General features: G+C 70.0%; 17 protein-coding genes and 2 tRNA genes. 5 read left to right on the top strand and 14 right to left on the bottom strand.

The window, feature by feature from the left end:
- Nucleotides 1–605: 605 nt before the first annotated feature.
- The 5 genes from ACFVY3_RS11370 to ACFVY3_RS11390 all read right to left on the bottom strand — a co-directional run bounded on the left by ACFVY3_RS11370 (nucleotide 606) and on the right by ACFVY3_RS11390 (nucleotide 5,875).
- On the bottom strand, nucleotides 606–1,229 hold the full coding sequence (locus ACFVY3_RS11370) for a TetR/AcrR family transcriptional regulator (RefSeq protein WP_377972808.1): 624 nt from the start codon (nucleotides 1,227–1,229) through the stop codon (nucleotides 606–608).
- On the bottom strand, nucleotides 1,226–3,271 hold the full coding sequence (locus ACFVY3_RS11375; RefSeq protein ID WP_400159785.1) for a YhgE/Pip family protein: 2,046 nt from the start codon (nucleotides 3,269–3,271) through the stop codon (nucleotides 1,226–1,228). Before ACFVY3_RS11375 ends, ACFVY3_RS11370 begins: the two co-directional genes overlap by 4 nt.
- Nucleotides 3,268–4,014 (bottom strand): ABC transporter ATP-binding protein, encoded by a 747-nt coding sequence (locus ACFVY3_RS11380; RefSeq protein ID WP_400159786.1) that lies wholly within the window; start codon nucleotides 4,012–4,014, stop codon nucleotides 3,268–3,270. The genes ACFVY3_RS11375 and ACFVY3_RS11380 overlap by 4 nt, the downstream gene beginning before the upstream one ends.
- 103 nt (nucleotides 4,015–4,117) lie before the next feature.
- A complete protein-coding gene (locus ACFVY3_RS11385) occupies nucleotides 4,118–5,572 on the bottom strand; it encodes a dihydrolipoyl dehydrogenase family protein (protein WP_400159787.1) in 1,455 nt (484 codons plus the stop codon).
- Nucleotides 5,573–5,801: 229 nt separating this feature from the next.
- Nucleotides 5,802–5,875: transfer RNA gene (locus tag ACFVY3_RS11390), tRNA-Arg, on the bottom strand.
- A gap of 278 nt (nucleotides 5,876–6,153) precedes the next feature.
- On the opposite strand from ACFVY3_RS11390, the gene ACFVY3_RS11395 reads away from it, so the two are divergent.
- Nucleotides 6,154–7,989: a phosphoenolpyruvate carboxykinase (GTP) gene (locus ACFVY3_RS11395; protein WP_400159788.1), complete on the top strand. Its 1,836-nt coding sequence runs from the start codon at nucleotides 6,154–6,156 to the stop codon at nucleotides 7,987–7,989.
- An 86-nt stretch (nucleotides 7,990–8,075) separates the two neighbouring features.
- On the opposite strand, the gene ACFVY3_RS11400 is transcribed toward ACFVY3_RS11395, so the two are convergent.
- The 4 genes from ACFVY3_RS11400 to ACFVY3_RS11415 all read right to left on the bottom strand — a co-directional run bounded on the left by ACFVY3_RS11400 (nucleotide 8,076) and on the right by ACFVY3_RS11415 (nucleotide 11,857).
- Complete coding sequence (locus ACFVY3_RS11400; RefSeq protein WP_400159789.1) at nucleotides 8,076–9,242, bottom strand: globin domain-containing protein; 1,167 nt, start codon at nucleotides 9,240–9,242, stop codon at nucleotides 8,076–8,078.
- A 260-nt stretch (nucleotides 9,243–9,502) separates the two neighbouring features.
- Nucleotides 9,503–9,952: an Rrf2 family transcriptional regulator gene (locus ACFVY3_RS11405; RefSeq protein ID WP_364136588.1), complete on the bottom strand. Its 450-nt coding sequence runs from the start codon at nucleotides 9,950–9,952 to the stop codon at nucleotides 9,503–9,505.
- Nucleotides 9,953–9,966: 14 nt separating this feature from the next.
- Entirely contained in the window at nucleotides 9,967–10,434 is a 468-nt protein-coding gene (locus tag ACFVY3_RS11410) for a hypothetical protein (protein WP_400159790.1), read from the bottom strand.
- Between the two features lie 4 nt (nucleotides 10,435–10,438).
- Entirely contained in the window at nucleotides 10,439–11,857 is a 1,419-nt protein-coding gene (locus ACFVY3_RS11415; protein WP_400159791.1) for a phosphomannomutase/phosphoglucomutase, read from the bottom strand.
- 175 nt (nucleotides 11,858–12,032) lie between these two features.
- Between ACFVY3_RS11415 and ACFVY3_RS11420 the strand changes: the two genes are divergently transcribed.
- Nucleotides 12,033–14,189, top strand: a complete 2,157-nt coding sequence (locus tag ACFVY3_RS11420; protein WP_400159832.1) for a RecQ family ATP-dependent DNA helicase — start codon at nucleotides 12,033–12,035, stop codon at nucleotides 14,187–14,189.
- Nucleotides 14,190–14,260: 71 nt separating this feature from the next.
- Here the strand turns inward: ACFVY3_RS11420 and ACFVY3_RS11425 are convergent.
- Nucleotides 14,261–14,348, bottom strand: a tRNA-Ser gene (locus ACFVY3_RS11425).
- A 73-nt stretch (nucleotides 14,349–14,421) separates the two neighbouring features.
- Nucleotides 14,422–16,659: a prolyl oligopeptidase family protein gene (locus ACFVY3_RS11430; RefSeq protein ID WP_400159792.1), complete on the bottom strand. Its 2,238-nt coding sequence runs from the start codon at nucleotides 16,657–16,659 to the stop codon at nucleotides 14,422–14,424.
- Nucleotides 16,660–16,733: 74 nt separating this feature from the next.
- Between ACFVY3_RS11430 and ACFVY3_RS11435 the strand changes: the two genes are divergently transcribed.
- A complete protein-coding gene (locus ACFVY3_RS11435) occupies nucleotides 16,734–18,737 on the top strand; it encodes an FAD/NAD(P)-binding protein (RefSeq protein ID WP_400159793.1) in 2,004 nt (667 codons plus the stop codon).
- A gap of 134 nt (nucleotides 18,738–18,871) precedes the next feature.
- Here ACFVY3_RS11435 and ACFVY3_RS11440 read toward each other — a convergent pair whose 3' ends face one another.
- Entirely contained in the window at nucleotides 18,872–23,416 is a 4,545-nt protein-coding gene (locus tag ACFVY3_RS11440) for an ExeM/NucH family extracellular endonuclease (protein WP_400159794.1), read from the bottom strand.
- Between the two features lie 441 nt (nucleotides 23,417–23,857).
- Nucleotides 23,858–24,406, bottom strand: coding sequence for a TspO/MBR family protein (locus ACFVY3_RS11445; RefSeq protein ID WP_377972822.1), 549 nt, complete (start codon nucleotides 24,404–24,406; stop codon nucleotides 23,858–23,860).
- Between the two features lie 592 nt (nucleotides 24,407–24,998).
- Between ACFVY3_RS11445 and ACFVY3_RS11450 the strand changes: the two genes are divergently transcribed.
- A complete protein-coding gene (locus ACFVY3_RS11450) occupies nucleotides 24,999–25,685 on the top strand; it encodes a PAS and ANTAR domain-containing protein (RefSeq protein WP_400159795.1) in 687 nt (228 codons plus the stop codon).
- Here ACFVY3_RS11450 and ACFVY3_RS11455 read toward each other — a convergent pair.
- A complete protein-coding gene (locus tag ACFVY3_RS11455; RefSeq protein ID WP_400159796.1) occupies nucleotides 25,621–26,334 on the bottom strand; it encodes a TetR/AcrR family transcriptional regulator C-terminal domain-containing protein in 714 nt (237 codons plus the stop codon). The two genes, ACFVY3_RS11450 and ACFVY3_RS11455, sit on opposite strands and share 65 nt — an antisense overlap.
- Nucleotides 26,335–26,542: 208 nt before the next feature.
- On the opposite strand from ACFVY3_RS11455, the gene ACFVY3_RS11460 reads away from it, so the two are divergent.
- Nucleotides 26,543–26,800 (top strand): hypothetical protein, encoded by a 258-nt coding sequence (locus ACFVY3_RS11460; RefSeq protein WP_364136604.1) that lies wholly within the window; start codon nucleotides 26,543–26,545, stop codon nucleotides 26,798–26,800.
- Nucleotides 26,801–26,931: the final 131 nt, after the last annotated feature.

Here is a 26,931-nt window from a genome sequence, read left to right on the forward strand (position 1 = left end):
TGCCGTGCGCCGCCTTGTCCCGCCGACGCCGGACGCGCCGTACCCTGGCGGGCGGGTGCCTGCCGCGGAACCGCCGTCGAAGGCCGTGACGGACGCGCCGCGGGCCGGCGCTGGGCCGTTCCCGCACGGCCGCCGGTCCCTGAAGCATTCCGCGCGGCGGGCCGGCCGCCGGCCCGGATTCCCGGAGCCGGGCGCCGCCCGGGCAGCACCGTGCCGGCGATCAGCAGCAGCAGCGTCACCGCTCCGGAGAGGGCCGAGAGGTAGAAATACAGGTCCGGGTGGTCGGCGTCGACCTTCGTGGAGATGGCCTCCGGGTCCGGGTTGAACGCGAGCCCCCATTGGCGCAGGAAGGCGATGCCGAACGCGATGAAGAGTACACTGCCCACGCCGCTGGCCAGCAGAGTCTTGTGCCGGCGCCGGACCAGCACCTCGGTCACGCATGCCACGTAGGCCAGCGCTGCGGCCGCAAGGAACCACAGCGCCACCGTCCCGTTGAGGGTGGATCCGGCCAGCACCAGCAGGGCCAGCGCCGCGAGGGCGGCTCCGATGGCGGTCTTCCCGCTTCTCCCCATGTGGCGCATGGAATCCATCATCCCCGAGCGGGGCTACTTCAGGACGTAGCCACGCATGCTGGCCATGATCGCGGCGACGCTCTGTTCCCGGGTCCGCTCCGGGTTGTAGGTCTGCCGGTCCAGCCCTACGACGAAGCAGGCGCCGAAGATCGCGGTCTCCAGGCTGCCGCGGGAGATGTCCGGATCGACGGGGTAGCGGGCGGCCACGGCCTCGATCGAGGCCCGGATCACGCCCAGGAGGCGGCCGCGGAGCTCGGCGAAGGTGTCCTGCCACTCGCTGGGGGTGCGCCAGTTCTCACTGACCCAGAGGCGGGCGAAGGAGGGGTAATCGGCCATGAAGTCCATCGCCTGGCCGATCATCGCGTCCATCGCCAGCAGCGGGTCGTCGGCCTCGTCCTTGACGCTGAGCAGCCGCGTCATGAGGATGTCCACGCCGTACCGCAGCAGCTGCGCGATCAGGTCCGACTTGCTGCCGAAGTTGTAGTACACCGTGCCCTTGGACACCCCCGCGGCGGCGGCGATCTCATCCACCGTCACGCCGGCCGCTCCGCGTTCGCCGATCAGCTCCATGGAGGCCTCGAACAGCTTCTGCTTGGTGGCCCCGGTGCGACCGGGCCGGAGCTTCTTGTCCCCGGCCTCGGTGGCATTGCTGGTCATACCGCGATCTCCGGTTTCAGGGTCTTGAGCGTCCAGAACTTGTGTTTGTGGACGGCGACGGCGGACATCGCCAGTCCCAGCACAGTGTAGCCAACCAGCCCCAGCATCACGGGCACGATCCCGGCCAGGTCGGCGCCGTAGATCAAGTGGCGCATGCCGCCCACCACGTAGCCCATCGGCAGGACCTGGTGCACCACGTGCAGCGGCTCGGGGGTGGTCTGCCACGGGAACGTGCCGCCGGAGGAGACCAGTTGCAGGACCAGCAGGATCAGGACCACCAGCTTGCCGGGGGTGCCCAGCAGCGCCACGATGCCCTGGATGATGGCGCTGAAGGCCATCGCCGCGGCCAGCATCAGCACCCACATCAGCACCGGGTGGACCGGGTTCAGGCCCAGTCCCACGTCCACCACCAGGGTGAGCAGGCTGGCCTGGACGGCCGCGACCGTCAGGAACGGCAGCCAGCCGCCGGCGGCGATCTTCCACGACGGCGCGTTGGAGGCCAGGGCGCGCTGCGTGATCGGGCGCATGGCCTGGACCAGCATGAAGATGCCGATCCAGAGGGCCAGGGTGAGGAAGAACGGGGCGAGCCCTGCACCGTAGGAGCCGGCCTTGGCCTGGGAGACGTTGCTGACGGCTACGGGATCGGCGATGACCTTGGCCAGGCTGTTCTTCTGGGAGTCGTCCGGGTTCGGGACCTGCCCCGCGCCCTTGGCGATTTCCCCGGCCAGGGTGCCGGCGCCGTCGGCCGCCTGGGCGGAGCCGCTGTCCAGCTGCGCAGCGCCGTCGTCGAGCTGTGCCGCGCCCTCGGAGAGCTTGTCCGCTCCGGCCGCGGCGTTCTGTTCCCCGCTGGCCAGGGCGGCGGAGCCGCTGGCGAGCTGGTCGGCGCCGGCGGATGCCTTCCCGACGGCGCCGGTGAGGGCCGGCGTCGCCCCGGCCAGCTTTGCGGCGCCCGCACTGACGGCGGCCGAACCATCGGCAAGCTGCTGGATCTGCCCGGCGGCGCCCTTCAGGGCGGCGGCCGCGCCGGAAGGGGCCCGGGTGTTATGGGCGTCGTAGTCGGCCATCAGCGCGTCGGCCTGGGGCTGGAGCATCAACCCGGAGGCCACCATGCGGGCCGTCGACTCCGCCACCTTGGCGCGCTCGGCCTGGGCGGCGGCCTGGTCGGCGGCGGCCATCTGCCCGGCCAGGCCCTGGACCTTGGCGTTGAGCGCTGCGTTTCCGGCGGCCACCTGGGCGGCACCGTCGGCCAGTTGCCGCGAGTCCTGCGGCAGGGTGGCGGTCTTGTCTTTGAGCTGCCCCAGCCCGGAGGAGAGCTGCCCGGCGCCGCTGTTGAGGGCGTTCGCACCGTCGAGCAGCTTGTGCTGCCCGGCCGCCAGTTCGGCGGCCCCGCTCCGGAGGGATCCGGTGCCCTCGTGCAGGGAGGCCGCGCCGGTGTGCAGCGAGGAGACACCGTCGGCGAGGCTGTGCGCGCCGTCGGAGGCCTTGAGCATCTGCGAGTGGATGGTGCCGAAACCGGTCAGCAGCTTGTTGGCGGTCTCCTCACCCACCTCCTTGGCGACCGTGCTGTGAACCGCCGTCGTCAGCTTGTCGACGATGGTGCTGAGCAGGTAGTTGTTCGCGTCGTTGGTGGTGACGTTCAGCATGGCCTGGTTCGCCGCGTCGAAGCTGCCGGGGGAAGCCAGATTGGCCGAGAAGTCGCGGGGAATCTTCAGGGCGAACGCGTACTTGCCGCTGCTGACACCCTCGTCCGCGTCCGCCGAGCTGGAGACCTGCTGCCAGTTGAAATTGTGGGCCTCCAGCAGGCTGTCCGCCACCTTGTGCCCGGCGTCCAGGCGGGAGCCGTCGGAGGTGGCGGCGCCGGTGTCCTCGACCACCAGGGCGGCGTCGATCTGGTTCAGCTTCCCGTAGGGGTCCCAGTTTGCGTAGAGGTACACCGCGCCGTAGAGCAGCGGCACCAGGGTGAGGGCCAGGATGGTCAGCTTGGGGAGCAGGCCACCGGTCATGCGCTTGAGTTCGGAGCGGGCCAGCCGCAAGACGGTCATCGGATGTCCTCGGTTTCAACGATGTGTTCGGCGGGGGCCGGCGCTGCGGCGGGGTCCCCGGCGGGGAAAGGTGTCTGGGGGTCTTCGGGTTGTTCGGCACCCTCTGCGGCTTCGACGGCGGGAGCGACGTTGCCGATCGCGCTGACTGGACCGGTCCAGCCGGCGGGGACGGCGGCGACGGTGGCGACGACGGCGAGCGGCCGGCCGGCGTCGTACGCCAGCTCCTCGAGCCGGGGCAGCCAGTCCGCGGGATCGCCGCTGTGGCGGTCGGGGGAGTCCACCACCAGCAGGTCCGTCCGCGGGTTAGCCAGCGCCAGCGCGGTCAGCAGCTCCAGCCGGCGGTCGGCGGCCAGGTCATCGGCCCAGGCGCCGGCGATGTCCTCGAACCGGTTGACCTTGAGCCACGGCGTGCTGAGCAGCGCTCCGCGGTACCGGCGGGGGATCAGGGCAAGGTCCTCGGTCACCAGGTCGCGGACGCTCAGGTGCGGCTCGGGTTCGTTCACGCCCGGGGCGTCGACGACGGCGGCACGCTGCCGCAGCTGCTTGATCCGGCCGTGGCGGTCCCACTCGACGGTGCCCGCTGAGGGCTTCATCCGCCCGGAGAGGGTCAGGGCCAAGGCGGTGCGCTGGTCCTGGCGGTCGCCCGTGACGAGCAGCAGCTCGCCGCGGGAGGCCTGCAGTGAGGTGGGCGGGAGCAGCGGGACGCGCCGGCCCTTGACGGAGAGCTGGTGAACGCTGAGCACGGAAAGGAGCCTTTCGCAGAAGTTGTCTGCTTCAAGGCTAACTAAACTGACCGGTCAGTTCAAATAGATGTGGGGAACGGAACAGGCCCGGTTCCCCAGGCGGCTACAGCCCGTAACTCTCAAGCAGCCGCAGCCACACCTCACTGACGGTCGGGTAGGAGGGGACGGCGTGCCACAGCCGGTCCAGCGGCACCTCGCCCACGACGGCGATCGTGGCGGCGTGCAGCAGCTCCGCCACGTCCGGCCCGGCGAAGGTGGCTCCGAGGAGGACGCGGCGGTCCTCGTCCACCACCAGCTGCGCCCAGCCTTTGTAGTGTTCCGAGTGCAGGGAGGAACCCGCCACCTCGATCGGCAGCTCCACCGAGGTCGCCGTGTAGCCGTCCTTCTTCGCCTGCGCCAGGCTCCGGCCAACGCTGGCCAGTTCCGGGTCGGTGAAGACCACGTTGGGAACGGCATGCTCGTCGGCGGTCTGGGCGTAGCGGCTCCACGGGGCCGGGGCACCGGTCAGGGAGCCGTCGGCGCGGGCGGCGATCGCGTCGCCGGTGGCGCGGGCCTCGTACTTGCCCTGGTGGGTCAGCATCACCTTGCCGGCGGCGTCGCCCACGGCGTAAAGCCAGGGTCCGGCGGCGTTGCCCTGCGCGTCGTGCACCAGGCCGGTTGCGTCGGTGCGCAGTGTCAGGTCCTTGCCGTCTTCGGCGGCCAGGCCCACGCTCTCCAGGCCGAGCCCCTCCAATGCGGGGTGGCGGCCGGTGGCCACGAGGAGCTTGTCCACGGTGACGGTGCCGCCGCCGGTCTCCAGGGTGAGGGAGCCGTCGTCGTTGGTGGCGACGCTCTTGGTAGCTGTGTTGACGTGGATCTCGACGCCGTCGGCCCGTAGGCCGGCCTTGACCAGGTCCGCCGCCTCCTCCGGGTAGGTCCCGAGCAGGGCGCCGCGGGCCACCACGGTCACGGAGGAGCCAAGCCGGGCGAAGGCCTGCGCCAGTTCGGTGCCGGCCACGCCGCCGCCCAGGACGCCCAGGCGGTCGGGGATCTCGTGGGTGGAGGTGGCCTCCCGCGTGGTCCAGAAGTCGACGTCGTCCAGGCCCTCGATCGGCGGAATGCTGGGCCGTGACCCGGTGGCGATGACGACGGCGCGGGTGGCGGACAGGGCGTAGCTGTTGCCGTCGAGGCCGGCCACCTCCACCCGGCGCTCGCCGGTGAGCCAGCCGTGGCCGCGGATCAGCTCGATGCCGGTGTTCTCCACCCACTCGACCTGGCTGTCGTCCTGCCAGTTGGAGGTGAAGTAGTCGCGGCGTTTCAGGACGGCGTCGGTGTCCAGGACCCGGGTGACCGCCTCTTCGGCGCCGGGGACGCTCTGGGCTCCGTGCAGTGCGGTGCCCGGCCGCAGCAGGGCCTTTGACGGCATGCAGGCCCAGTAAGAGCACTCGCCGCCCACCAGTTCCGCCTCGATCAGGACCGCGGTGAGGCCGCCCTTGACCACCCGCTCCGCTACGTTCTCGCCCACGGCGCCAGCGCCGATCACGATGACATCGAATTCCCGTTCAATCTGCGCCGTCATGGCAACAGCCTAGCCCCGCGCCAGCCCCGTGCGGTCCGCGCTACGGTTCCGGACTGGCGCGCCGCGGGCCCGGGGTGCGCCGGTCCGAATCCGCCGCGGATTTCCGGAACCCCGGCGCCCGGTACTGCGCCCGCCCCGTCCGGAACTCTGCGCCCGGCCCTGTGGAGGCCCAGCGGTCCGCGGGCATAAAAAAATCCGCACCGGCGGACCGGTGCGGATTTTTTCTCTGTGCGCCCAAAGGGATTCGAACCCCTGACCTTCTGTTCCGTAGACAGACGCTCTATCCAGCTGAGCTATGGGCGCATCTTCGGCTCTTCGGAGTTTCTCGCTCCCCCGAACCTCGAATTACTTTACGCGAGGTGGGCCGCGAGAACCAAATCGAAGGCGCTGTAATCTCCGCGACTAGACCGGTCTATGTGACCTTGATCACAAATAAACCATCGCTTGGACTTACTATTCCGCGGAATGTCGCGGATTTTGCTTTTGCCCGGCGCCGTCAAGACGCAATAAGTCCCGAATCTGAATCTACGCCGACCCCTAGCATTTAGGACACACCACTGAACCCGAAGAAGGGAACCGTAATGGGCGATCTGGCGAACATGCCGCTGCTTGAGAAAGCACCCACCACGCATGCCGGTCTACTGGCGTGGGTTGAAGAGGTAGCCGAACTGACCCAGCCGGATCGGATCCACTGGGTTGATGGTTCGGAAGAGGAGAACACGCGGCTCACCGACGAGCTCGTTGCCGCCGGCACCCTGACCCGGCTGAACGAAAAGCTGTTCCCCAACTCCTTCGCGGCATTCTCCGATCCCGCCGACGTTGCCCGGGTCGAGGAACAGACCTTCATCTGCTCGGAGAACGAGCGCGACGCCGGCTTCACCAATAACTGGATGGAACCGTCGCAGATGAAGGAGAAGCTGCGCGGCCTGTTCAGCGGCTCCATGCGCGGCCGCACCATGTACGTCATTCCCTTCGTGATGGGACACCTCGACGCCGAGGATCCCAAGTTCGGCGTCGAGATCACCGACAGCGCCTACGTCGTCGCCTCCATGCGGATCATGGCGACCATCGGCACCAAGGTACTGGACAAGATCACCGCCACCAACGCCTTCTACGTCCCCGCCCTGCACTCCCTGGGCGCGCCGCTGGAAGAGGGCGAGGCCGACGTCGCCTGGCCGTGCAACCCGGAAAAGTGGATCGTGCACTTCCCCGAGGAGCGCTCCATCTGGTCCTACGGCTCCGGCTACGGCGGCAACGCCCTGCTGGGCAAGAAGTGCTACGCCCTGCGCATTGCCTCGGTGATGGCCCGGGACGAGGACTGGCTGGCCGAGCACATGCTCATCCTCAAGCTCACCTCCCCGGAGAAGAAGTCGTACTACGTCTCCGCGGCGTTCCCGTCCGCCTGCGGCAAGACCAACCTCGCCCTCCTCGACCCCACCATCGAGGGGTGGGAGGTCGAGACCCTCGGCGACGACATCACCTGGATGCGGATCGGCAAGGAGGGTGAGCTGCGCGCCACCAACCCGGAGGCCGGGCTCTTCGGCGTCGCCCCCGGCACCGGCTGGGGCACCAATCCGAACGCCATGCGCGCCATCGCCAAGGGCCACAGCATCTTCACCAACGTTGCGCTCACCGACGACGGCGGTGTGTGGTGGGAGGGCATGACCGACGAGGTGCCCGCGCACCTGACCGACTGGCAGGGCAACGACTGGACCCCGGACTCGGACAAGCCGGCCGCACACCCGAATTCGCGCTTCTGCACCCCGATCTCCCAGGTCGACATGCTCGCCGAGGAGTACTACAACCCCGAGGGTGTCGAAATCTCCGCGATCCTCTTCGGCGGCCGCCGCAAGACCACGGTGCCGCTGGTGACCGAGGCCCGCGACTGGACCAATGGCATCTTCATGGGGTCAACCCTTTCCTCCGAGACCACGGCGGCCGCCTCCGGCCAGGTGGGCGTGCTGCGCCGCGACCCGATGGCCATGCTGCCGTTCATGGGCTACGACGCCGGTGACTACCTCAAGCACTGGATCAGCGTCTCGGGCAAGGCCAACCCGGAGCGACTGCCGCACATCTTCTTGGTGAACTGGTTCCGCCGCACCGCCGACGGCGGCTTCGCCTGGCCCGGCTTCGGCGACAACGCCCGTGTCCTCAAGTGGGCCATCGAGCGGATCGAGGGCAAGGCCGACGCCGTCGAGACCCCCATCGGCTACGTCCCCACCGGCGATGCCCTGGACCTGACTGGCCTGGACCTGACCCACGCCCACGTCGAAGACGCCGTCCGCGTGGACCGCGAGGAATGGGACACCGAGCTGGCCTCGATCGAGGAATGGTACGCCCGCTTCGGCGACTCGCTGCCGGACGCCCTGCGCGCCGAACTCGAGTCGCTCAAGGCCCGGATGGCTTCGCACTCCTAGCCCTACCGCACCACGACGGCGGCCCGCACCTTTACGGGTGCGGGGCCGCCGTCTGTTTAACGTTGGGCTGCCGGTACGGCCGGGCCCTAATTGGCGAGCCAGATGTCCGGGCCGAAGACCTCGTAGTGGATCTTCGTGGCGGGGATCCCGGCATTGATTGCCTCGTTGCGGATGTTCTTCATGAAGGGAAGCGGACCGCACAGGTACAGGGATGCGTCCGCGGGCAGGTCCACCTCGCGCAGGCTCATGAATCCTTCGCGGGCAGGGGTTCCCGCCGCCGGACGTTCGAGCCAGAGCTGCAGTTCGGCGCCGTCGAGGCGCTCGACGTCGTCGGTCATCTGGGAGCGCAGCGCCCAGCTCTCCAGGGTGCTTTCGGCGTGCAGCACCAGCACCCGGCGGTCCGAGCCGGCGGCGGCGAGCGAGCGCAGGATCGAGGCCGACGGCGTGCAGCCGATGCCGGCCGAGGCCAGCACCACCGGGCCGTCGCCCTCCTTGAGGGTGATCTCGCCGTAAGGGTTCGAGATCTCGAGGATGTCGCCGACCTGGACGTGCCCGTGCAGGACGGGGGAGACCTCACCGCCGTCGTCGATCTTGGTGGTGAAGGTGCGGCTGGTCCCGGCGTCGCCGGAGAGGGAGTACTGCCGGACCTGGCGCAGGCCGTCCGGAAGGGTGACCTTGACGCTGACGTATTGGCCGGGCAGCGCGGCCGTGACCGGGGTGCTGTCCGCGGGTTCCAGGACAAAGGTCATGGAGCCGGTGCCGGCGGGGCGCTTGGCTGCTACCCGCCACGGGGTCCACATCGCGTCGTTGGCCTGCGCGGCGTAGAGGCCCTTCTCCAGCTTGATCAGCGCGTCGGCCATCAGCCAGTACACCTCGGTCCATGCCTCCGCGATCTCGGGGGTGATGACCCCGGCCAGGTCCTCGGCGATGGCGGCGAAGAGGTGCTCGTAGATCACCTGGTATTGCGGTTCGGTGATGCCGAGGGATGCGTGCCGGTGGGCGATGCGGGAGAGGACGGTTTCCGGCAGGGTGCCCGGGTGGGCCACCAAGTGGCTGGCGAAGGCGGCGATGCTCCCGGCGAGGGCCTGCTGCTGGTTGCCGTTGCTCTGGTTGGACCGGCTGAAGAGGCCGTCGAGCAGCTCCGGGTGTGCGCCGAAGAGCCGGGCGTAGAACTTGGGGGTGATCTCTCCGATGCGGGATCCGACCAGCGGCAGGGTGGCCTCGATGACGGGGAAGGACTTGTCCGAGAGCATGTGCTGACTCCTGAAGTAGTGGTCCGGCGTCTTCAGACGGACCCTGTGCGTCGATACTTGCATTTCAAATACAAGTATTTACATGTTCTTTTCTACATCTCGTAGAAGTTCGGTGCAAATCGTGACCGGGCGGCGGGTCATTCGGCGTTTGGGGTGCGGGCGAAGGCCGCCGAGTTCGGGCGGCGGGAGCGCGTGAAAAGAGCGGTGGGCGCGGCGCCGGGCGATGCTCCTCGGTGCTCGGGGGCGCGGGGCTTTGCCGCTTAGAGGTCGGGGCGCAGGCCGATCGAAGCGAAGACGGGGTTCATCTGCCGTTCGGTGGGCAGCGAGGCGATGACGATGTCGTCGAGTTCGCGGTAGAAGGCCTCGCGGGCACGGTGCAGGGCGCCCCGGAGGTGGCATTCGGCGATCAGTGGACAGGTCCCGCCGGGAACCTCGCAGTCGGCGGGGTCCTGACGGGTGTCGAGGGCGCGCAGCAGCTCACCCACGGTGGCGCGGCGGCCGGCGGCGCTGAGCCGGGATCCGCCGTGTCTGCCGCGTTCGACGTCAATCAGCCCCATCACCCGCAGGTTGGCCATGGCCTTGCTGACGTGGTTGTACGGGGTGCCGACGGCATCGGCGACGGCCTGCGTGGTGAGCAGGCCGCCGCCGGGGGCTGCCGCCAGGACCATCATGGCGCGCAGGCTGACGTCGGCGAATGCGTTGATCCTCATGATCTGCTGTTGGTCTAGTCCACCCAGACGGTGGGTTCGTTGGAGTCCGCCGCGAGATCCCCGAAGTGGAGGTCCCCGCTGTCGTCGCCCGAGTAGGGCAGGACGGCGGCGAAGACGCTGCCGTCGCGGTGTTCGGCCGCGACGTGGATGGCGTCGGAGTCTTCCTCCACCAGCGTGATGTCGCAGACGATCGCGGCGGCGCGGAACTCGTCCCGGTGCTGGCGGAGGAGTTCCGTCAGGTCGGCGATCATGGCGTCGGCGTCGAAGTCACCGTCCGTGCCGTCGGCGGCGTCGGCCGGTGTGACCGCCACCAGCCGCACCTCGTCGTCGTTCTGGACCACCAGGGCGAAGGGCAGGAATCCGCCGTTGCGCTCAAGCTGCTCCTGGGCCGCGCCGACGCCGGTGCCCAGCAGGTTTTCCAGGTCGGTGGCGCTGGCCTCGGGCACGGAGCTGCGCCAGGAACCGGTGGCCGGGCTGCTCACCCGGTTAGCCCCGGACCACGGACAGCACCCGGTCGCGGATGCGTTCCATGGTTTCCTGGTCTGTGGCCTCGACGTTCAGGCGGAGGAAGGGCTCGGTGTTGGACGGGCGCAGGTTGAACCAGTAGCTGCCGTCGGCGGCGACGAAGGTGCTGCCGTCCAGGTAGTCGATCTCGACATCCTCGGTGTGGAAGTCCTGCCGGACCCGCTCCACGGCGGCGGCCTTGTCCTCGATCTCGGAGTTGATCTCGCCGGAGGACCGGTACGGCTCGTATTCGCGGCCCAGGTCGGAGAGCGGGCCGTCCTGTTCGCCCAGCGCGGCCAGGACGTGCATGGCGGCCAGCATGCCGGTGTCAGCGTTCCAGAAGTCGCGGAAGTAGAAGTGCGCGGAGTGTTCGCCGCCGAAGATGGCGCCCTCCGCGGCCATCACGGCCTTGATGAAGGAATGGCCCACCCGGGTGCGGACGGCGCGGCCGCCGTCGGTGGCGACGAGTTCCGGAACCGCGCGGGAGGTCAGGAGGTTGTGGATGATCGTCGGGTTGTCCTCGCCGTTGGCCTTGGCGCGGGCGATCTCGCGGCGGGCCACCATGCCCGTGACGGCCGAGGGGGAGACCGGTTCGCCCTTCTCGTCGATCACGAAGCAGCGGTCGGCGTCGCCGTCGAACGCCAGGCCGATGTCGGCGCCGTGCTCCACGACGGCGGCCTGCAGGTCGCGCAGGTTTTCCGGTTCCAGCGGGTTGGCCGGGTGGTTCGGGAACGAGCCGTCCAGTTCGAAGTACAGCGGCACGATCTCCAGCGGCAGCTTGGGAAGCAGCGTGTCGCCGAGGACTGCGGGGGTGGTCATGCCTGCCATGCCGTTGCCGGCGTCGACCACGACCTTCAGCGGGCGGGAGCCGCTGAGGTCCACGAGGCTGCGCAGGTACTCGGAGTAGTCCTTGAGGACATCGCGGACGCTGATCAGGCCCCGGGTGCCCTGGGCGGGGATGGTGCCGGCGTTGAGGTATTCCTCGGCGCGGGCCTGGATCTCCTTGAGTCCGGTCTCGGAGGAGATCGGGACGGCGCCGGCCTTGGCCATTTTGATGCCGTTGTATTCGGCGGGGTTGTGGCTGGCGGTGAAGGTGGCGCCAGCGGCGTTGAGCTTGCCGCAGGCGAAGTAGAGCTCGTCGGTGGAGATGAGATCCAGCAGCTGGACGTTGGCCCCGCGGGTGGCGGCGCCGTTGGCGAAGGCGCGGCTGAACTCGGGGGAGGAGGGGCGCATGTCGCCGCCGACCAGGACCGTTTGTCCGCTCAGTTCGAGGACGTCGACGAAGGCGGCACCAACCGCCTCGACGATCTCGACGGTGATCGAGTCGCCGACGATGCCGCGCACGTCGTAGGCCTTGAAGGAGGCCGAGAGGTCATAGGTCCTGGTCTGTTCGCTAGTCACGGGCACCATCTTACGGTGAAGGGTCCGCCGCGCAGCCGAAACGGGTCCGCTTATGTGGATTTCCCGGGAGACGTTGTCCACATAGGTGCGGGCGGGCTTCGTCGCTGTCGGAGGGGGCTGGGATACTGAAGCAATGGCTACTCCCCAGAACGCACCAGTCATGACCCCTGACCCGATGACCCCTGACTCGACGACCCCTGAATCTACGACGCGGGTCCAGGCGCAGGACGTGCTGCGCGAGCTCGTCGGAAACTCGGGAGCGGACTTCCACGAGGGACAGTTCGAAGCCATCGAGGCGTTGGTCGACGGCGGCCGGCGGGCCCTCGTGGTCCAGCGCACCGGTTGGGGCAAGTCCGCGGTGTACTTCGTCGCCTCCCTGCTGCTGCGCCGCCGCGGTGCCGGCCCCACCCTGATCGTGTCGCCTCTGCTGGCCCTCATGCGGGACCAGGTCGCCGCCGCAGCCCGGGCCGGGGTCCGGGCCGTGGCCATCAACTCGGCCAACCAGCTCGAATGGGACACCGTCCGGGAGCAGCTCGCGGCCGACGAGGTGGACGTCCTCCTCGTGTCCCCGGAACGGCTCACCAACCCCTCTTTCCGCGAGAACCAGCTCCCCGAACTGGTCCGGCGGACCGGGCTCCTGGTCATCGATGAGGCGCACTGCATCTCCGACTGGGGCCACGACTTCCGGCCTGATTACCGCCGCATCGCCGACCTGATCACCCAGCTGCCGGACAGCGTTCCCGTCCTGGCCACCACGGCCACCGCCAATTCCCGCGTGGTCCACGATATTGAGGAACAGCTCGGCGAGGGTGTCCTGACCATCCGCGGTGCCCTGGGCCGGGACTCCCTCCGGCTGGGCGTCCTTCGGCTGCCGGATTCCCGCGAGCGGTTGGGCTGGCTGCTGACCCACCTGCGGGACCTGCCCGGCAGCGGCATCATCTACACCCTGACCGTCTCCGCGGCCGAGGACACCGCCCGGCTGCTGGCCGAGGCCGGGCATAACGTGCTCTCCTACACCGGCAGGACCGACCCGGCGGACCGGGAACGGGCGGAGCAGTTGCTCAAGGACAACGAGGTGAAGGCGCTGGTGGCCACCTCGGCCCTCGGGATGGGCTTCGACAAGCCCGACCTCGGCTTCGTGGTGCACCTGGGCGCCCCGTCCTCGCCCGTGGCGTACTACCAGCAGGTGGGTCGTGCGGGCCGCGGCGCCGCGAACGCTGACGTCCTGCTGCTGCCCGGCTCAGAGGACCGGGACATCTGGCAGTACTTCGCCACGGCGTCCATGCCATCGGAGGAGAAGGCTGCGGCGGTGCTGACCGCCCTGGCCGAGGCCGGAACCGCCGTCTCCACCGTCGCCCTGGAAGCACGCGTGGATCTGCGCCGGACGCCGCTGGAACTGCTCCTCAAGGTCCTGGCCGTCGACGGGGCCGTGGAGCGGGTCGGCGGCGGCTGGCGCTCCACCGGCATGCCCTGGGCCTACGACGCCGAACGGTACCGCCGGATCGCCGAGGCCCGCGTGGACGAGCAGGATTCGATGGTGATCTATCAGGACACCGCCGGGTGCCGGATGGAGTACATCACCTCCGTCCTCGACGACGAGACCGCCCACCCCTGCGGGCGGTGCGACAACTGCGCCGGCCGGTGGTTCCCGGCCGACATCGCCGCCGACGCCACCCAGACCGCCGACGCCACGCTGAGCCGCGCCGGGATCGTCCTGGAACCCCGTCTGCAGTGGCCCAGCGGCATGGACCGCCTGGGCGTGGCCGTCAAGGGCAAGATCAAGCCCGAGGAGAGTGTGGCCAACGGCCGGGCACTCGCACGCCTGACCGACCTCGGCTGGGGCGGCGCGCTGCGCGAGACGTTCGCCGCCGGCGCCCCGGACCGTGCCGTGGACCCGGCGATGCTGCGGGCCTGCGTCCAGGTGCTGCGCGAGTGGGGCCAGGGCGATTCGCGGACCCCCGGCTGGAGCGGGGCAGGCCGGCCGGCGGGAATCGTCAGCGTCCCGTCCCGGAGCAAGCCGGAACTGGTGGACTCGCTGGCCCGCGGCATCTCGGAGATCGGCCGCATTCCATACCTCGGCGCGCTGCAGCTGGCCCACGGCGGACCCACGGGCGGCCGCGGCGGCAACAGCGCGTACCGGCTCGCGGGGGTCTGGGAGCGCCTGGTGGTGGGCCCGGAATTGGAGGCTGCCCTCGCCGGGATTCAGGGCCAGAGCGTGATGCTGATCGATGACCTGGTGGACAGCCGCTGGAGCGTCACTGTGGCGGGCCGGGCCCTGCGCCAGGCCGGCGCGGGAGCCGTGCTGCCCCTGGTGCTGGGCCAGGCCGGCTAGGCACGGGGCACGGCCGGGCCGGCCAGCCCCCGGGTATGCAAAAGGCCCCGGTCCAGGACCGGGGCCAAACGCGGAGACGGGGGGATTTGAACCCCCGGTGGAGTTGTGCCCCACACTTCATTAGCAGTGAAGCCCATTCGGCCGCTCTGGCACGTCTCCATCCGCTATCACTAGCCCACCAAGGATACGCAGAAGCGGCCATGCAGCGCAAAACGGTTGGCGGGCCGCCGGGTCAGGCGCCGCTGCCCGCCAGCGCCCGCCAGAGGAAGTGCTGGCTGCGGCTCTGCAGCGCCGCGGCCTGCCGGTTGTCCGAGGCGCCGGCGTGGCCGCCCTCGAGCGCCTCGTGGAACCACACGTTCGGGATCCCCATCGCCTGCATCCGCGCCGCCATCTTGCGCGCCTGCACCGGCCCCACCCGGTCGTCCGAGGTGGCGGTCCAGATCAGCGTCTCCGGGTACTCAACCCCGTCCCGGAGCAGGTGGTAGGGCGAGAACGTCCGGATGAACTCCCACTGGCCGGCGTCGTCCGGGTCGCCGTACTCGCCGATCCAGGAGTAGCCGGCCGAGAGTTTGCTGTACCGGCGCATGTCCAGCAGCGGCACACCGCAGGAGACGGCGCCGAAAAGCTCCGGGTACTGGGTGAGCATGTTGCCCACCAGCAGGCCGCCGTTGGAGCCGCCCACGCAGCCCAGCCGCTCCCGCGAGGTCACGCCGCGGGAGATCAGGTCCCTGGCCACCGCGGCGAAGTCCTCGTAGGCGCGGTGCCGGTTTTCCTGCAGGGCGGCGCGGTGCCAGGCGGGCCCGTATTCGCCGCCGCCGCGGATGTTGGCCACCACGTAGACGCCGCCGCGGCTGTGCGGGGCGCCGCCGTCGGCCCCGGCCATCTCCTCGGTCCGGCGTTCCAGCCAGGCACGGCCCACCACGCCGCTGTAGGCGGGGGTGCGGGAGACCTCGAATCCGCCGTAGCCGGAAAGCTGGGTGGGGTTCTGGCCGTCGAGAACCAGGCCGCGCGCCGCGATCTGGAAGTAGGGGACGCGGGTCCCGTCCTGCGAGACGGCGAAGTGCTGCTGCACCTCGTACGCGTCCTCCTCGAAGAACGACGGCGCGGTGCGCACCACCTCGTGGTTGCTGACCACCCCGTCGACGCCGGCGCGGGTGAGCGTGCCGCGGGTGAGGGCGGTGGGCGTGGTGAAGCCGGTAGCCACCAGCCAGAAGTCGTTGCCCCCGGCGGCACCGGCGTCCACGGAACCGTCCGCGCCCTCGACGGAGTCCTCGTCGTCGACGGCGTAGGCGTTCACGTCGTGCAGCGGCGGGCAGGCGTCCAGGACCTTGACCGCCCAGGCCGAGTCGGTGCCGGGCCGCTGCGGGTCCAGCACCCGGATCTCGGAGGACACGTCGCGCAGCAGGTTCAGCAGCAGGAAGTCCCGGGTCCAGCTCCAGGACTGCAGCGAGGTGTGCTCATCCGGGGTGAACAGCACGGCCAGGTCGCGGCCGCCGGCCAGGAAGGACTCGAAGTTCACGGCCAGCAGGGAGCCCGCGGGGTAGCTGGTGCCCTCCAGTGTCCAGTCTTTCTGCGGCCGGAACAGCAGCCAGTCCCGGTGCGAGCTGACGTTCACCTCCGCGGGCACATCGATCTCCACCCACTGGCCGTCCACCAGCACCGAGGTGCGGGTCTCGAAGAAGCTGACCCAGTCCACGGCGAAGGTCCGCTCGTAGCCGGGCGTCGAATCGTGCACCACCAGGGCCATCATGTGCTCTTCGGGGATCTCGAACAGCGTCTCGGCGTCGGCCAGGGTCCCGCCGCGGCGCAGCACGACGCCGGTACGGGCGTAGGAGGACGTGGTCCGCGGCAGCCCCCCGGCGGTGCTGGAGACCAGCAGCGTGTCCTCGTCCAGCCAGGACGCGTTGCCCTTGGCGGTGGGCAGGTCGAAGCCGCCCTCGGCCGGGTCAACGAAGGCGCGGCGTTCGACGTCGAACTCGCGGTACCGGTTGGCGTCGCCGCCGTCGGGGGAGAGTGCCAGCAGCGCCCGGCGGTGGTCGCCGCCGTCGGCCGGACGGAGGAAGTTGGCTCCGTGGAAGACCCATTCCTGGCCCTCCTCCGCGGCCAGGGCGTCAACGTCCAGCAGGACCTCCCACGCGGGCGATCCCGCCCGGTAGCTGTCCCAGTCGGTGCGCCGCCACAGGCCCTTGGGGTTGGTGCCGTCCTTCCAGAAGTTGTAGTACCAGCGGCCGTGCTTGCCGACCATGGCGATCCGGTCGGTGGAGTCCAGGACTTCCAGGATGCGCTCCTGCAGTTCCGCGTACTCCGCGTCCTCTAGCAGTTCCTCGGTGCGGGCGTTCTGCTCGCGGACCCAGGCCAGCTGTTCCTCGCCGTAGATCTCCTCCAGCCAGATGTTCTCGTCAACGGGTTCGGGCGCGGATCCCGGGGCGGCACCGGACACGGGGAATTGCTCAGCAGCAGTGGTGGTCATGGGCCCATCCAAGCAACTGCCTCGCCGGGCAGGCAAGTCAAGCCGCCGGGCCCGATGCCGATACTCTGGATGCCGTGGCACTAACGCAAAGCATCCGGACGGCACTGATCGGCGCCGGTCCCCGGGGCACCAGCGTGCTGGAACGGTTGCTCGCCAACTGGGCGCCCGCGGCCCCTGGCGCCACCCTGCAGATCGACGTCATCGACCCCTACCCGGCCGGCCCGGGGCACGTCTGGCGGCCGGAGCAGTCGCGGCTCTACCTGATGAACACCCAGTCGTTCTACCCCACCGTGGTGCCCCAGGACCCCGGTCTCGCGCCTCCGCTGGCCGGCGGGACCTTCGAGCAGTGGCGGCAACGGCAGCGCCAGGACCCGGACGCGGCGCTCAGCGGCGCCGAACGCGAGGAACTCGCCGCCCTGGAGGCCACCGGATTCCCCAGCCGTGCGCTGTACGGCCGCTACCTGCGGCACACCCTCGAGGAACTGGTCGCCGCGGCGCCCGAAGGCGTGACCGTCACCTTCCACCGGACGTCCGCGACGGCGGTCCGCCCCGTCACACGTGAGGACGACGCCGACGGCGGGTTCGACGTTAAGCTCGCCGACGGCACCTCCCTGCGGGCCGGGTCGGTGGTGCTGGCCCTTGGCCACCTGGAATCCCGGCTGAACCCCGAACAGCGCGAGCTGCAGGCGGCCGCCGGCGAACTCGGCCTGACCTACCTTCCGCCGGCCGTCCCGGCCGACGTCGACTGGTCCGCCATCCCGGCCGTGCAGCCGGTGCTGGTGCGCGGCATGGGGCTGAACTTCTTCGACGTGATGGGCCAGCTGACCGAGGGCCGGGGCGGGACGTTCCTGCCCGCGGACGACGGCGCCGGGCTCAGCTACCTGCCCTCGGGCCGGGAACCGTTCATCATCGCCGCGTCCCGCCGGGGCACCCCGTACCGGGCCAAGGCCACCCTCTCCGGCTACTACCCGGCCTCGGTCAGCCTCCGGTACCTCACGGAGGAGGCGGTGGGCCGGTTCGCCGTCGCCGGCGTGGTGCCCGCCTTCGACCACGACCTGTGGCCGCTGCTGCACCGCGACGCAGTCTGGGCCTACTACTCCACCCTGGCGCGCTCGCAGCCGGACGCCGTCGGACCCGGCCCGGAACGCTTCCTGGCCCTGCTGGAGGAGGCGCTGCACCCGCACGCGCACTCCACCGCCAAGTGGGAGGATGCCGTCACCGAAGTCATCGAGGCGCACGTGGACCCCGCCTGCCGGCTGGACCTGCTGGGCCTGGCCGCGCCACTGGCCGGGCGCAGCTTCGCCTCCCGGGCGGAGCTGGACGCGGCGGTGACGGACTACCTGCTGGACGACGCCCGGCGCTCCGCCCTGGGCGAGGACGACCCGGTGAAAATGACCATTGGCGCACTGCACCATGGACGCGCCGTGTTGAAGTCCGTGGTGGCCGACGGCGGCATCACCGACGAGTCCTGGGTGGCCGGGCTGCGCGGCTGGTTCGAGGCCTTCGTGGAGGGCCTGGCCAGCGGGCCGCCCGCCCTGCGCGCCGAGCAACTCGCGGCGCTGGTCCGCGCCGGTGTGGTCAGCTTTGTCGGCCCCGACCCGAAGTTCGGGGTGGACCGCAAGGCCGGCGTGTTCACGGCCGCCTCCCCGTGGGTGGGCGGCCCGGGAGAGACTCCGGGCTCAGCCACGGGCATCGCGCCGGCGGAAACCCCGGCCCGGGTCGAGGCATCCGTCCTGGTGGAGGCCCTGGCCCCGGCGAACCGGGTGGGCGTCAACGCCTCGCCCCTCCTCGAACAGCTGCTGGCCGACGGCCTGGTCCGGCCGCGCCTGACAATGACCGCCGAGGGCATCCCGCTGCAGAGCACCGGCCTGGACGTCGTCCCGCACCCGTACCGCCCGGTGGCCGCGAACGGTGCCGTGACGGAGGGGATCTACGTCCTCGGGCTGCAGCTCTCCGCCGCGCAGTGGGGCACCGCAATCGCCGCGGAGGCCCGGCAGGCGCAGGGCCCGGTCTACCGCAGCGGGCAACGGACCCTGCGCGACGCGGACGAGATCGCCAGGGACATCCTCGGCGGCTGAGCCCGGGTCAACCAGAACAGGCCCCCCAACGAGAACAGGCACGCCCCGACCCCGGACCGGCCGGCGGACCCACCGCACTGGTGGTCCTCCGTTCCGGCCGGGGCGGGGCGTGCCCGTTCCCGCCTGTCAGGGCATCAGCCCCGCAGGCACTTCTGGTACTTCACCCAGGCGATGCCGTACTTGACCCAGCCGGCCAGGTCGTACCACTTGGTCGGCGGCACCGGGGCGGTGCAGACCGGTGCCGGCGGGGCGCTGGCCGCCACCTGCACCGCGGTCTTCACCACGGTGCCGGACTCGACGGCGGTGAGCACCAGGGTGCCGGTGCCCGCTGCCGCGGCCGCGGGCACGGCGAGGTTGACCGAGGCTGAGCCGGCCGAAACCGGGACGGTGCCCAGCGCGGTGACCTTCCCGGCGGCGTCGGTGAACTCGGCCCGCAGCGAGGTATTGGCCGGGCTGCCGAGCGAGGTGAGGTCCAGCTTCGAGACCGCCAGGGTGATGGCCCCGCCGCCCTTGACCTCGGCCGCGGTGGTGTTGACCAGGGCCACGGAACGGCGTGCGAAGTCCGGCGAGACGGGGTTGTGGGCCTTCAGGTAGGCGATCCACGCGTCCCGGTCAACCAGCCCGGAGTCCTTCGTGCCGGCGCCGGACGTGAAGATCCGGAAGTTGTCGCCGCCGGTTGCCAGGAAGCTGAAGGTGCCGATCCGGTACGACTTCGCCGGGTCGATCAGCGCACCGTTGACCCGGATCGCGGTGATCCGGTCACCCGCGGCGCGGGCGGCGTCGTAGGTGTAGTTGACGTTCTTGGACAGGCCCAGCTGCTGGTAGGCGCGGCTGGGGACCGTGCCGTCCGGGTTGGTCTGCCACTGCTGCTCCAGCAGCGTCTTGAACTGCGCGCCCGTCAGGGTCGTGGTCCAGAGGTTGTTCACGAACGGCAGGACCGCGTTGGCCTCGGCGTAGGTGATGGTGCCGTCCGGGGCGTAGTACAGCTCGTTGCGCAGGCCGCCCGGGTTCACGACGCCGATCTCGGCGCCGCCCAGCTCGGGGGCCTTCAGTGCGTCCACCAGCGAGTCGGCCACGAGGTTGCCCAGGGTGGACTCGCTGCTGCGGTCATCGCGGACGGCGGGGGAGCCGCCGAATGCCGTGGTGATATCCGCGGTGACCTTGCCGACCGGCTGGTTGCCGATCACGGCGGCGTCCGCGACGGCCTTGTCCACGATGGCCTTGACCGCGGCGACGCGCGGGTAGGCGGCGATCAGGTCAGCCGCCGGATCCGTGCTGCGCTTGACGTTGGCCGCCTTGTAACCGGTGACGGACATGGTCTTGGTGTCGATGGTGAGCTGGATCTGGCCGATGAACTCGCCGTAGTTGCCGGTCTGGACGATCGGGCGGGTCTTGCCGGTTGGCTGTCCCGCTCCGTCCAGGACCGGTGCGTCCCAGGCGTACTGCTTGTGGGTGTGGCCGTTGAAGATCGCGGCCACGTCGGGGCTGACCTCCTGGACCATCGCCGCGAAGGGGCCGCCGGCGGCGACTTCCTGCTCCAGGGTGGCGCCTTCGGGCGCTCCGGACCCGGCGCCGTCGTGGTTTTCGACCACGATCACGTCGGCCAGCTTGTCCGCCTTGATCTTCGCGGCGGCCCGGTTGATCGCCTCGACCGGATCGCCGAACTCGAGGTCCGCGATGCCGGCGGGGGTGACCAGCGCCGGGACTTCCTGCGTGACGGTGCCGATCACGGCCACCTTGATGCCGTTCAGCTCCAGCACGGTGTACTCGGGCAGCACCGGCTCGGTGGTGCCCTTCGTGTAGACGTTGGCACCCAGGTACGGGAATTTGGCGTTCGCGCCGCCGGCGATCACGCGGTCACGCAGGTCGGCCCAGCCGCCGTCGAACTCGTGGTTGCCCACGGCCGAGGTACGCAGTTCCAGGGTGTTGAGCACGTCGATGGTCGGCTGGTCCTTTGCCACCGCGGAGGCGAACAGGGAGGCGCCGATGTTGTCGCCCGCGGAGAGGAACGCGGTGGCGCCCGGGGCGGCGGCAGCGCGGAGCTTCTCGATGGTGCCGGCGAACTGCACGGTGTTGGAGTCGATCCGGCCGTGGAAGTCGTTGATTCCCAGCAGGTTGAGGTCGACGCTGGCCGGAAGGGGAGGGCCGACCTTCAGGTCCAGGCCCACCACCACGGGGTCGTGGTCGCTGGCGCGGAACTGGTCCGGGGCGTAGTAGTCGGTGACGTTGTTGTTGTAGCGGCTGTACTCCAGCGCCACGGATTCCACCGAGTTGATGTTCCAGATGTCCGCGCCGGTGACGGCCGCGTTGGCCGCCGGGGAGGCGAGGATGTGGTCCAGGGAGCCCACCAGGCCGCCGAAGAGGTAGGAGTGCTTGGCGGAGCCGTTGGCGTTCCGGGCCTTCTCGTCCTGGTTGACGTACCCGGCGCCGGTGAGGACGTTGATCGGGTCCTCCTTGGCGTAGGAGTTGAAGTCGCCGATCAGGAAGACCTTGTCCGTGCCCTTGGACTTCTGCAGCTCGTCGGCGAAAGCCAGCAGGGACTGCGCCTGGGCGGTGCGGGCGAGGTTGGAGTTGCCCTGGCCCTTGTCCGTGTCGTCCGGGGTCGCGGCGGAGCCCTTGGACTTGAAGTGGTTGGCGATCGCGATGAACTTCTTGTCATCGGAGGCACCGGCCGGCTTGAAGACCTGGGCCAGCGGCTTGCGGGCGCTGGCGAAGGCCACGGTGTCGTTGAGGATGATGGACTCGCCCACCGGTTCGGCGGCGGCCTTCTTGAAGATGAACGCGGTGCGGATCATGTCCTCATCGGACAGCGGGGGCGCGTTGGCGGGGGTGCGGACGTAGTCCCAGATGCCGGGGGTGGCAACGTTCAGGGCGTCCACCAGGGTGGACAGGGCGGCGTCGCGGCTCTTGCCGAACTGGGCCGAGTTCTCGACCTCCATGAGGGTGACGACGTCGGCGCCGGACTTGGTGATCGCGGCAACGATCTTGTCCTGCTGGCGCTTGAAGTTCTCCGCGTTCGCGGCGCCGCGGACGTTGCAGCCGCCCTGGACGGTGATCGGGTTGCCGGCGCGGTCCTTGTAGAACGTGCAGCCGGACAGCTGGTCCCCGGTGGTGGGGAAGTAGTTCAGCACGTTGAAGGAGGCGAGCTTGAGGCTGCCGCCCACGGCCGCGGGGGCATCGGCGCGGGTGGCGCCGAAGCGGGCCGGCTGGACAGTGGCGGCGTTCGCCGGGGTCAGCTGGGTCAGCGGCTGGAACTTCCAGGCGTTGTTGGCGTAGCCCAGGACCACGTTGGTCGTGAACGTCACGGGGGAGCCGACGCGGACCGGGTCTGTGCCGGTCAGGTAGGGCAGCGGCTGCGCCTTGGCGGCGGCGTCCTTGAGGAAGTTGGTGGTGGCGCCGTCGTCGAGCTTGATGCCGCGTTCCGCGTTGGCCGCCACCGTGGCGGTGTACTCGGCGGAGCCGTAGGGTGCGACGGCGGTGGGCTGTTCAAGCGGGGTGGTGCCCCCGGCTAGGCCGATCTCGCCGTACTGGTTCAGCGAGAAGTTGTCCGCCACCGTGACGGGGCCCTGCGGGGTCAGGAGCATGCCCTCGAGGGATTCGCGGAACGCCTCGCTGGCAGGAAGGCTGAAGCCGGTGGCCTTGACCTCCGGGGCGGCCTCGGCCAGCGCGGCGATCCCGGTGGTGCCGGTGACGTTGAGCTGGGTCATGCCGTAGTACTCGGCGACCTCGCCGGTCACCTCGAGGTAGTCGCCGATCTTCACGGAGGCGACGGCGGCGGGTGCATAGACGAAGATGCCGTCGGAGGCGGTGTGGTTGGCCGGGGTCAGGTCGCCGCCGGTACCGGGGGTCTGAAGGTAAAAGCCGGAGATCCCGCCGGTGGGGTAGGCGGCGGTGACCTTGCCCCGGGTGGTGGCGGTGGTGCCGGTGAACGGGCTGGCGGCGCCGGTGCCCTGGATCTCGGCGATGGTGCGGTTCACCGGGGGAGTGCCGGGGGCCGGGTCGACGGGAGCGGCGGTGCCGTTGGCCGCGCCGGGGGTGATGACGGTGTTGAGGCCGAAGTCCATCGCGTTGTTGTTGCTGTCCACACCGTTGGCGCGGTTGAGGCTGCGGACGTCGCCGGTGCCCGACGGGGCGGCCGCGGCCTGGGTCTCGAAGGTGTTCGAGCTGCCGTAGCCGAGGATGTCCGCGACGTTAGCGGGCTCGATAACCGAGCCGGTGCCCAGCGGATTCAGGGCCGCCGGCTGCTTGGCAAGGATGATGGTGCCGCCGCCGACGGCCGGGTTGAACCCGGTGGCCGTGGCGTCCGCCGCGGGCAGGTCCTGGCCGGTGGCGCCGTTGCTTCCGGCCTTGAGCAGGTAGAACCCCTTGGCCGCGATGGTGCCGGTGAGCGGCGCCGTCGAGCTGGGCGCCCCGGTGCCGGTCGCGGAGCGGTACTGGATGGACCAGCCCTCCAGGGATACGGGTGCGTCAGAGGAGTTGTACAGCTCCACGAACTTGTTCTTGAAGGCGGCTCCGGCGCTGCCGCCGCTGAGGTACGCCTCGTTGATGGTCACCGGCGATGTTCCGGCGGCTGCCGGCGAGACCTCCAGTGCTGCGGCCGGAACGGCTGTCAGCGGGGCGGCGATGAGCCCCGCTGACAGCGCGGCGCCCAGCGCTGTCTTCCATGGTGTGATTTTCATTCGCTCTGACTCTCATGAAGGTGCCCGGGTAAGGGCTGGGTGCGATGTCCGGGGTTGTGGCCCCGCGGACGGGCCGGGCTGCTCCTGGTCAAGCAGGTCCCGGCACAGCAAAACAGGGGTGAATGAACACGGAGTGAATGACGTGAACACTCGGCGGGGCGTTCCCCAGCGAAACGCCCAGCAGCCGGCGCGGAAACCCCACCAAAGGGTGCCTCCGGCGACGGGTGGTGGTTGGTACTACGGTGCGTCCCGGCCTTTCCCCTGGCCCGAACACCCCAAAAGAGTACCGACCAAATTCCGCCGAATCAGCGGGTGGCCGGTGCTGGTTAACGCAATTTTTCCAAAAGATTTACTTAGGGTTGGGGTGCCGGGGCGCGCCGAGGGACCGGCGCTCGCGGTGTGGCGGTCCGGGTTCGGGGGTGTGGTGTAGCTGGGGAAGGGTCAGTGCCGGCCGGGGTTCAGGCGGGCGATCGCGGCGGACAGGACCGTGGCGAAGCCGCACCAGAGCGGGTAAGGGACCAGGGCGACGCCGGCGGTGCGGTTGAGCGCGTAAGTGCGTCGGGCGAGGTCCGCGCTGCTGAGCGCCAGTACCCCGGCCTCGGCCGCGGCCAGCCAAGGCTTCCGGGAGCGCCAGAAGAGCCAGCTCCACCCGGCGTTCAGTGCGAGGTTGGCGGCCAGGGCGGCGCGGTAGGCGCGGATTGCCTTCTGCCGCTCCACGGCTGTGGGGGCGCCGGACGTCCGGGCCGCGCCCGCCGTGGCCTCGTTGCCGTGCGCGCCGGCCGGGCCGTCGCTGTCGAGGGCGACGGCGGAGGTCACCGCGATGTCGGCGTAGAGCGCGGTCCAGACGATCGGGAACGCCAGGGTGGGAGGCTGCCACTCGGGCTTCCGGAGCGTCGTGTACCAGCGGCTTTCCGGGTCCGTGGCCAGCCCGCCCAGGGCGGCAGTTGCGGCGGTGGCGGCGGCGGTCCACACCAGGGTGAGCGCTTTCATTGCGGTTCCTCGATCCGTTGCTGGCGGCGTGGGACCAGACTAACGCCGCCGCGACGACGGTCAAAGGGAGGGCGCGGGACGACCGGCGTGGCCCCGGCCGGCTCTCCCGCAGCTCCGGGCGGTACCGCCGTCGGGAGCTCAAAGATCCGTTTTAAACCCTTGGGCTGGGCGGTCCATTTTGTTATGGTGTGAGAGGTCATGCAGGCGGCCGCTACCCAATGACGGGAGGGTCTGCCTGATGAGCCTAAACTCGCCGCGGGCCGCCGTCGTCCGCCCCTCTTTCGCCAGCGTCAGGTGCCGTCACGGCCCCTGACCCCTCACTGGAATTCCCCGGACCTGCCGCGCCGTCCGCCCGGCGTCGGGCGTGTTTCGGATATGGGTGCGCCCCGATGCTATTGGGGGATGCATCGGGGCGCTGGTCGAAAGCATATCCCGGGGCGCATTGCAAGTCAAATGACCCGCCGAAGGCCGGTGGAGGAGAGCGGAGTGTGGCCCGCAGTTATTGGGGGCGGGCCACACACCCTCCCCGGGCAGGCTGTCGCGCCGGCTGCGCATTGCGGATTCGCGGCATGCGACGAGAAGGAGGAAGGCTATGACCGAAACTCCCGGCCCCGCCTATGCCAGCGGGGTGAACGCCTCGATTCTGCCGGCCGGAACCTTTGTGATGGACGGGGCCACCCGGTGCATGGCCTGGTCCGATGAGCTGTACGCCATCCACGGCTACAAGCGCGGCGAGGTTGTGCCCACCTTGGCCCTGACCTTGGCACACAAGCACCCGGGGGACCTGCCCCGGATCGAGGCGATCAGCGCCGAACTCTTCGCGCACGGCGGCCACGTGGCCATCTACCACCGCATCATCGACGCCCGATCCCACGAACACCGGGTCCTGACGGCCGGGGAGGCCGTGCTCGACGACGCCGGACGGCTGGCCAGCGTCTCGGGCGTCATGCTGGACCTCACGTCCACCATCCAGTGGGAGACCGAACTTACCGCGCGCGACGCCGTGCGCCGCGCCATGGCGACCAGGGGGACCATCGCCAAGGCCGAGGGGCTCCTGATGGGCCGGCTGGGCATCGGTTCCGACGAGGCCTTCAGGCTGCTGACCTCCTTCAGTAACAACCGCAACGTCAAGCTCGCCGGGGTGGCGCAGGCGCTGGTGGCCCTGGCGGACAATCCGGCCGAGGCGCCCGCGCTGGGGGCGATGATCGACGAGCTCAGGCGGCAGGAGCCGGTTCCTGCGGCGAAAGCCGGGCGCCCAGACCGGACAAAAGGATCGTGAGCCCCTCGTCTAGTTCCGCCTTGCCGTCGTAGTCTACGAGGACGTCGGCCAGGTTCCGGATGTGCGGGAATTCCCGGGCAGGGAGCTGGTGGAGACCCAGCCGCAGCAAAGCCTCGCTCTCTTCGGGGTCCACCACGAACTCTTGCAACTCGTTGAGGATGTGGCCATAAAGGTAGCCGTAGTAGGCCCGGTACACGTGCAGGGCGTCGCTTGGCGCAAACCCCGCCCCGATCAGCAGGGACAGGATCAGCTCCAGCGGCCGGAGCGTTCCCCGCGGCCGCAGGCCCAGCGGCGTGGACAGCGGCCGGGTCACCAGCAGGGGGACCACATTGGGGTGGCGCAGCGCCACCTCGCGGAGGCTGTGGGCGATGCGCCTGAGGTGGAGTTGCCAGTCCGCGGTATCGGGGAACACGTCCAGCTCCTCGAACACCAGCTCCGTCACGCCGTCCAGCAGTGCCGCGCGGTTCTCCGCGTAGCGGTAGAGGCCCATGGGATCGCGGCCCAGCGCCTGGCCCAGGCGCCGCATGGTGAGCGCGTCCAGCCCCTCCTCGTCGACCAGCCGGAGGGCCGCGGTCAGGACCAGTTCCCGGCTCAGCCTCGGCTTGGCGGCGGAGGTCGACGGCGGGGCGGTATGTTCCGCGGGGGTCATGGCGATCCGATCGAGAGGAGCGGGAAGCCGGGGGCCACATCGGTCCCCGGTGCTGTACCGGCAGGCTTGCTTCGACTCCAGTCTACGCGTACCGTCTACAGTGTAGAGAGGTTGACGCCTTTCACCCGGGCGCCCCGTGCACGGCGGCCCGGTTCAGCCGCTGCAGCCCTCGGCGGCACCACAGCACCCCAGCGGAAATGAGCCAACAATGGCAGATTCGCAGTTTGACCAGTTCCTCCTCGAAGCAACCACTTCTGACAACGCCGCAACGGTCGGCATTGGCCGCGACTGCCTTTACGGCGTCTACACCAGCTGGTGCTTCCTGACCCAGTCCGTTCCGAAGCCCGAAGACGCCTTCTGGGCCGCGATGAAACAAAAACGCATCCGTCCCGGCCGAACGCCGCTCCGCATCAAGGGCCCGGCAGCCGCGGATTACATCATGTCCACCTATCCCGGGATGATCTAGACGCCAGCCGATCGATCACAGCGGTAAAGACAGAGCATCAGAAGAAGAGGGCCGGGGGGGGGGGGGGGGGGGGGGGGGGGGGGGGGGGGGGGGGGGGGGGGGGGGGGGGGGGGGGGGGGGGGGGGGGGGTC

This window comes from Arthrobacter sp. BPSS-3 (genome assembly GCF_044628475.1).
Lineage (GTDB): Bacteria > Actinomycetota > Actinomycetes > Actinomycetales > Micrococcaceae > Arthrobacter.

Excerpts from the sequence above, each read along its gene's own strand:
- ACFVY3_RS11385 (WP_400159787.1), bottom strand. The coding sequence starts at position 5,572 with ATGACGGCGCAGATTGAACGGGAATTCGATGTCATCGTGATCGGCGCT.
- ACFVY3_RS11370 (WP_377972808.1), bottom strand. The coding sequence starts at position 1,229 with ATGACCAGCAATGCCACCGAGGCCGGGGACAAGAAGCTCCGGCCCGGT.
- ACFVY3_RS11430 (WP_400159792.1), bottom strand. The coding sequence starts at position 16,659 with ATGACCACCACTGCTGCTGAGCAATTCCCCGTGTCCGGTGCCGCCCCG.
- ACFVY3_RS11395 (WP_400159788.1), top strand. The coding sequence starts at position 6,154 with ATGGGCGATCTGGCGAACATGCCGCTGCTTGAGAAAGCACCCACCACG.
- ACFVY3_RS11455 (WP_400159796.1), bottom strand. The coding sequence starts at position 26,334 with ATGACCCCCGCGGAACATACCGCCCCGCCGTCGACCTCCGCCGCCAAG.
- ACFVY3_RS11405 (WP_364136588.1), bottom strand. The coding sequence starts at position 9,952 with ATGAGGATCAACGCATTCGCCGACGTCAGCCTGCGCGCCATGATGGTC.
- ACFVY3_RS11445 (WP_377972822.1), bottom strand. The coding sequence starts at position 24,406 with ATGAAAGCGCTCACCCTGGTGTGGACCGCCGCCGCCACCGCCGCAACT.
- ACFVY3_RS11400 (WP_400159789.1), bottom strand. The coding sequence starts at position 9,242 with ATGCTCTCGGACAAGTCCTTCCCCGTCATCGAGGCCACCCTGCCGCTG.
- ACFVY3_RS11375 (WP_400159785.1), bottom strand. The coding sequence starts at position 3,271 with ATGACCGTCTTGCGGCTGGCCCGCTCCGAACTCAAGCGCATGACCGGT.
- ACFVY3_RS11420 (WP_400159832.1), top strand. The coding sequence starts at position 12,033 with ATGACCCCTGACTCGACGACCCCTGAATCTACGACGCGGGTCCAGGCG.
- ACFVY3_RS11450 (WP_400159795.1), top strand. The coding sequence starts at position 24,999 with ATGACCGAAACTCCCGGCCCCGCCTATGCCAGCGGGGTGAACGCCTCG.
- ACFVY3_RS11440 (WP_400159794.1), bottom strand. The coding sequence starts at position 23,416 with ATGAAAATCACACCATGGAAGACAGCGCTGGGCGCCGCGCTGTCAGCG.
- ACFVY3_RS11460 (WP_364136604.1), top strand. The coding sequence starts at position 26,543 with ATGGCAGATTCGCAGTTTGACCAGTTCCTCCTCGAAGCAACCACTTCT.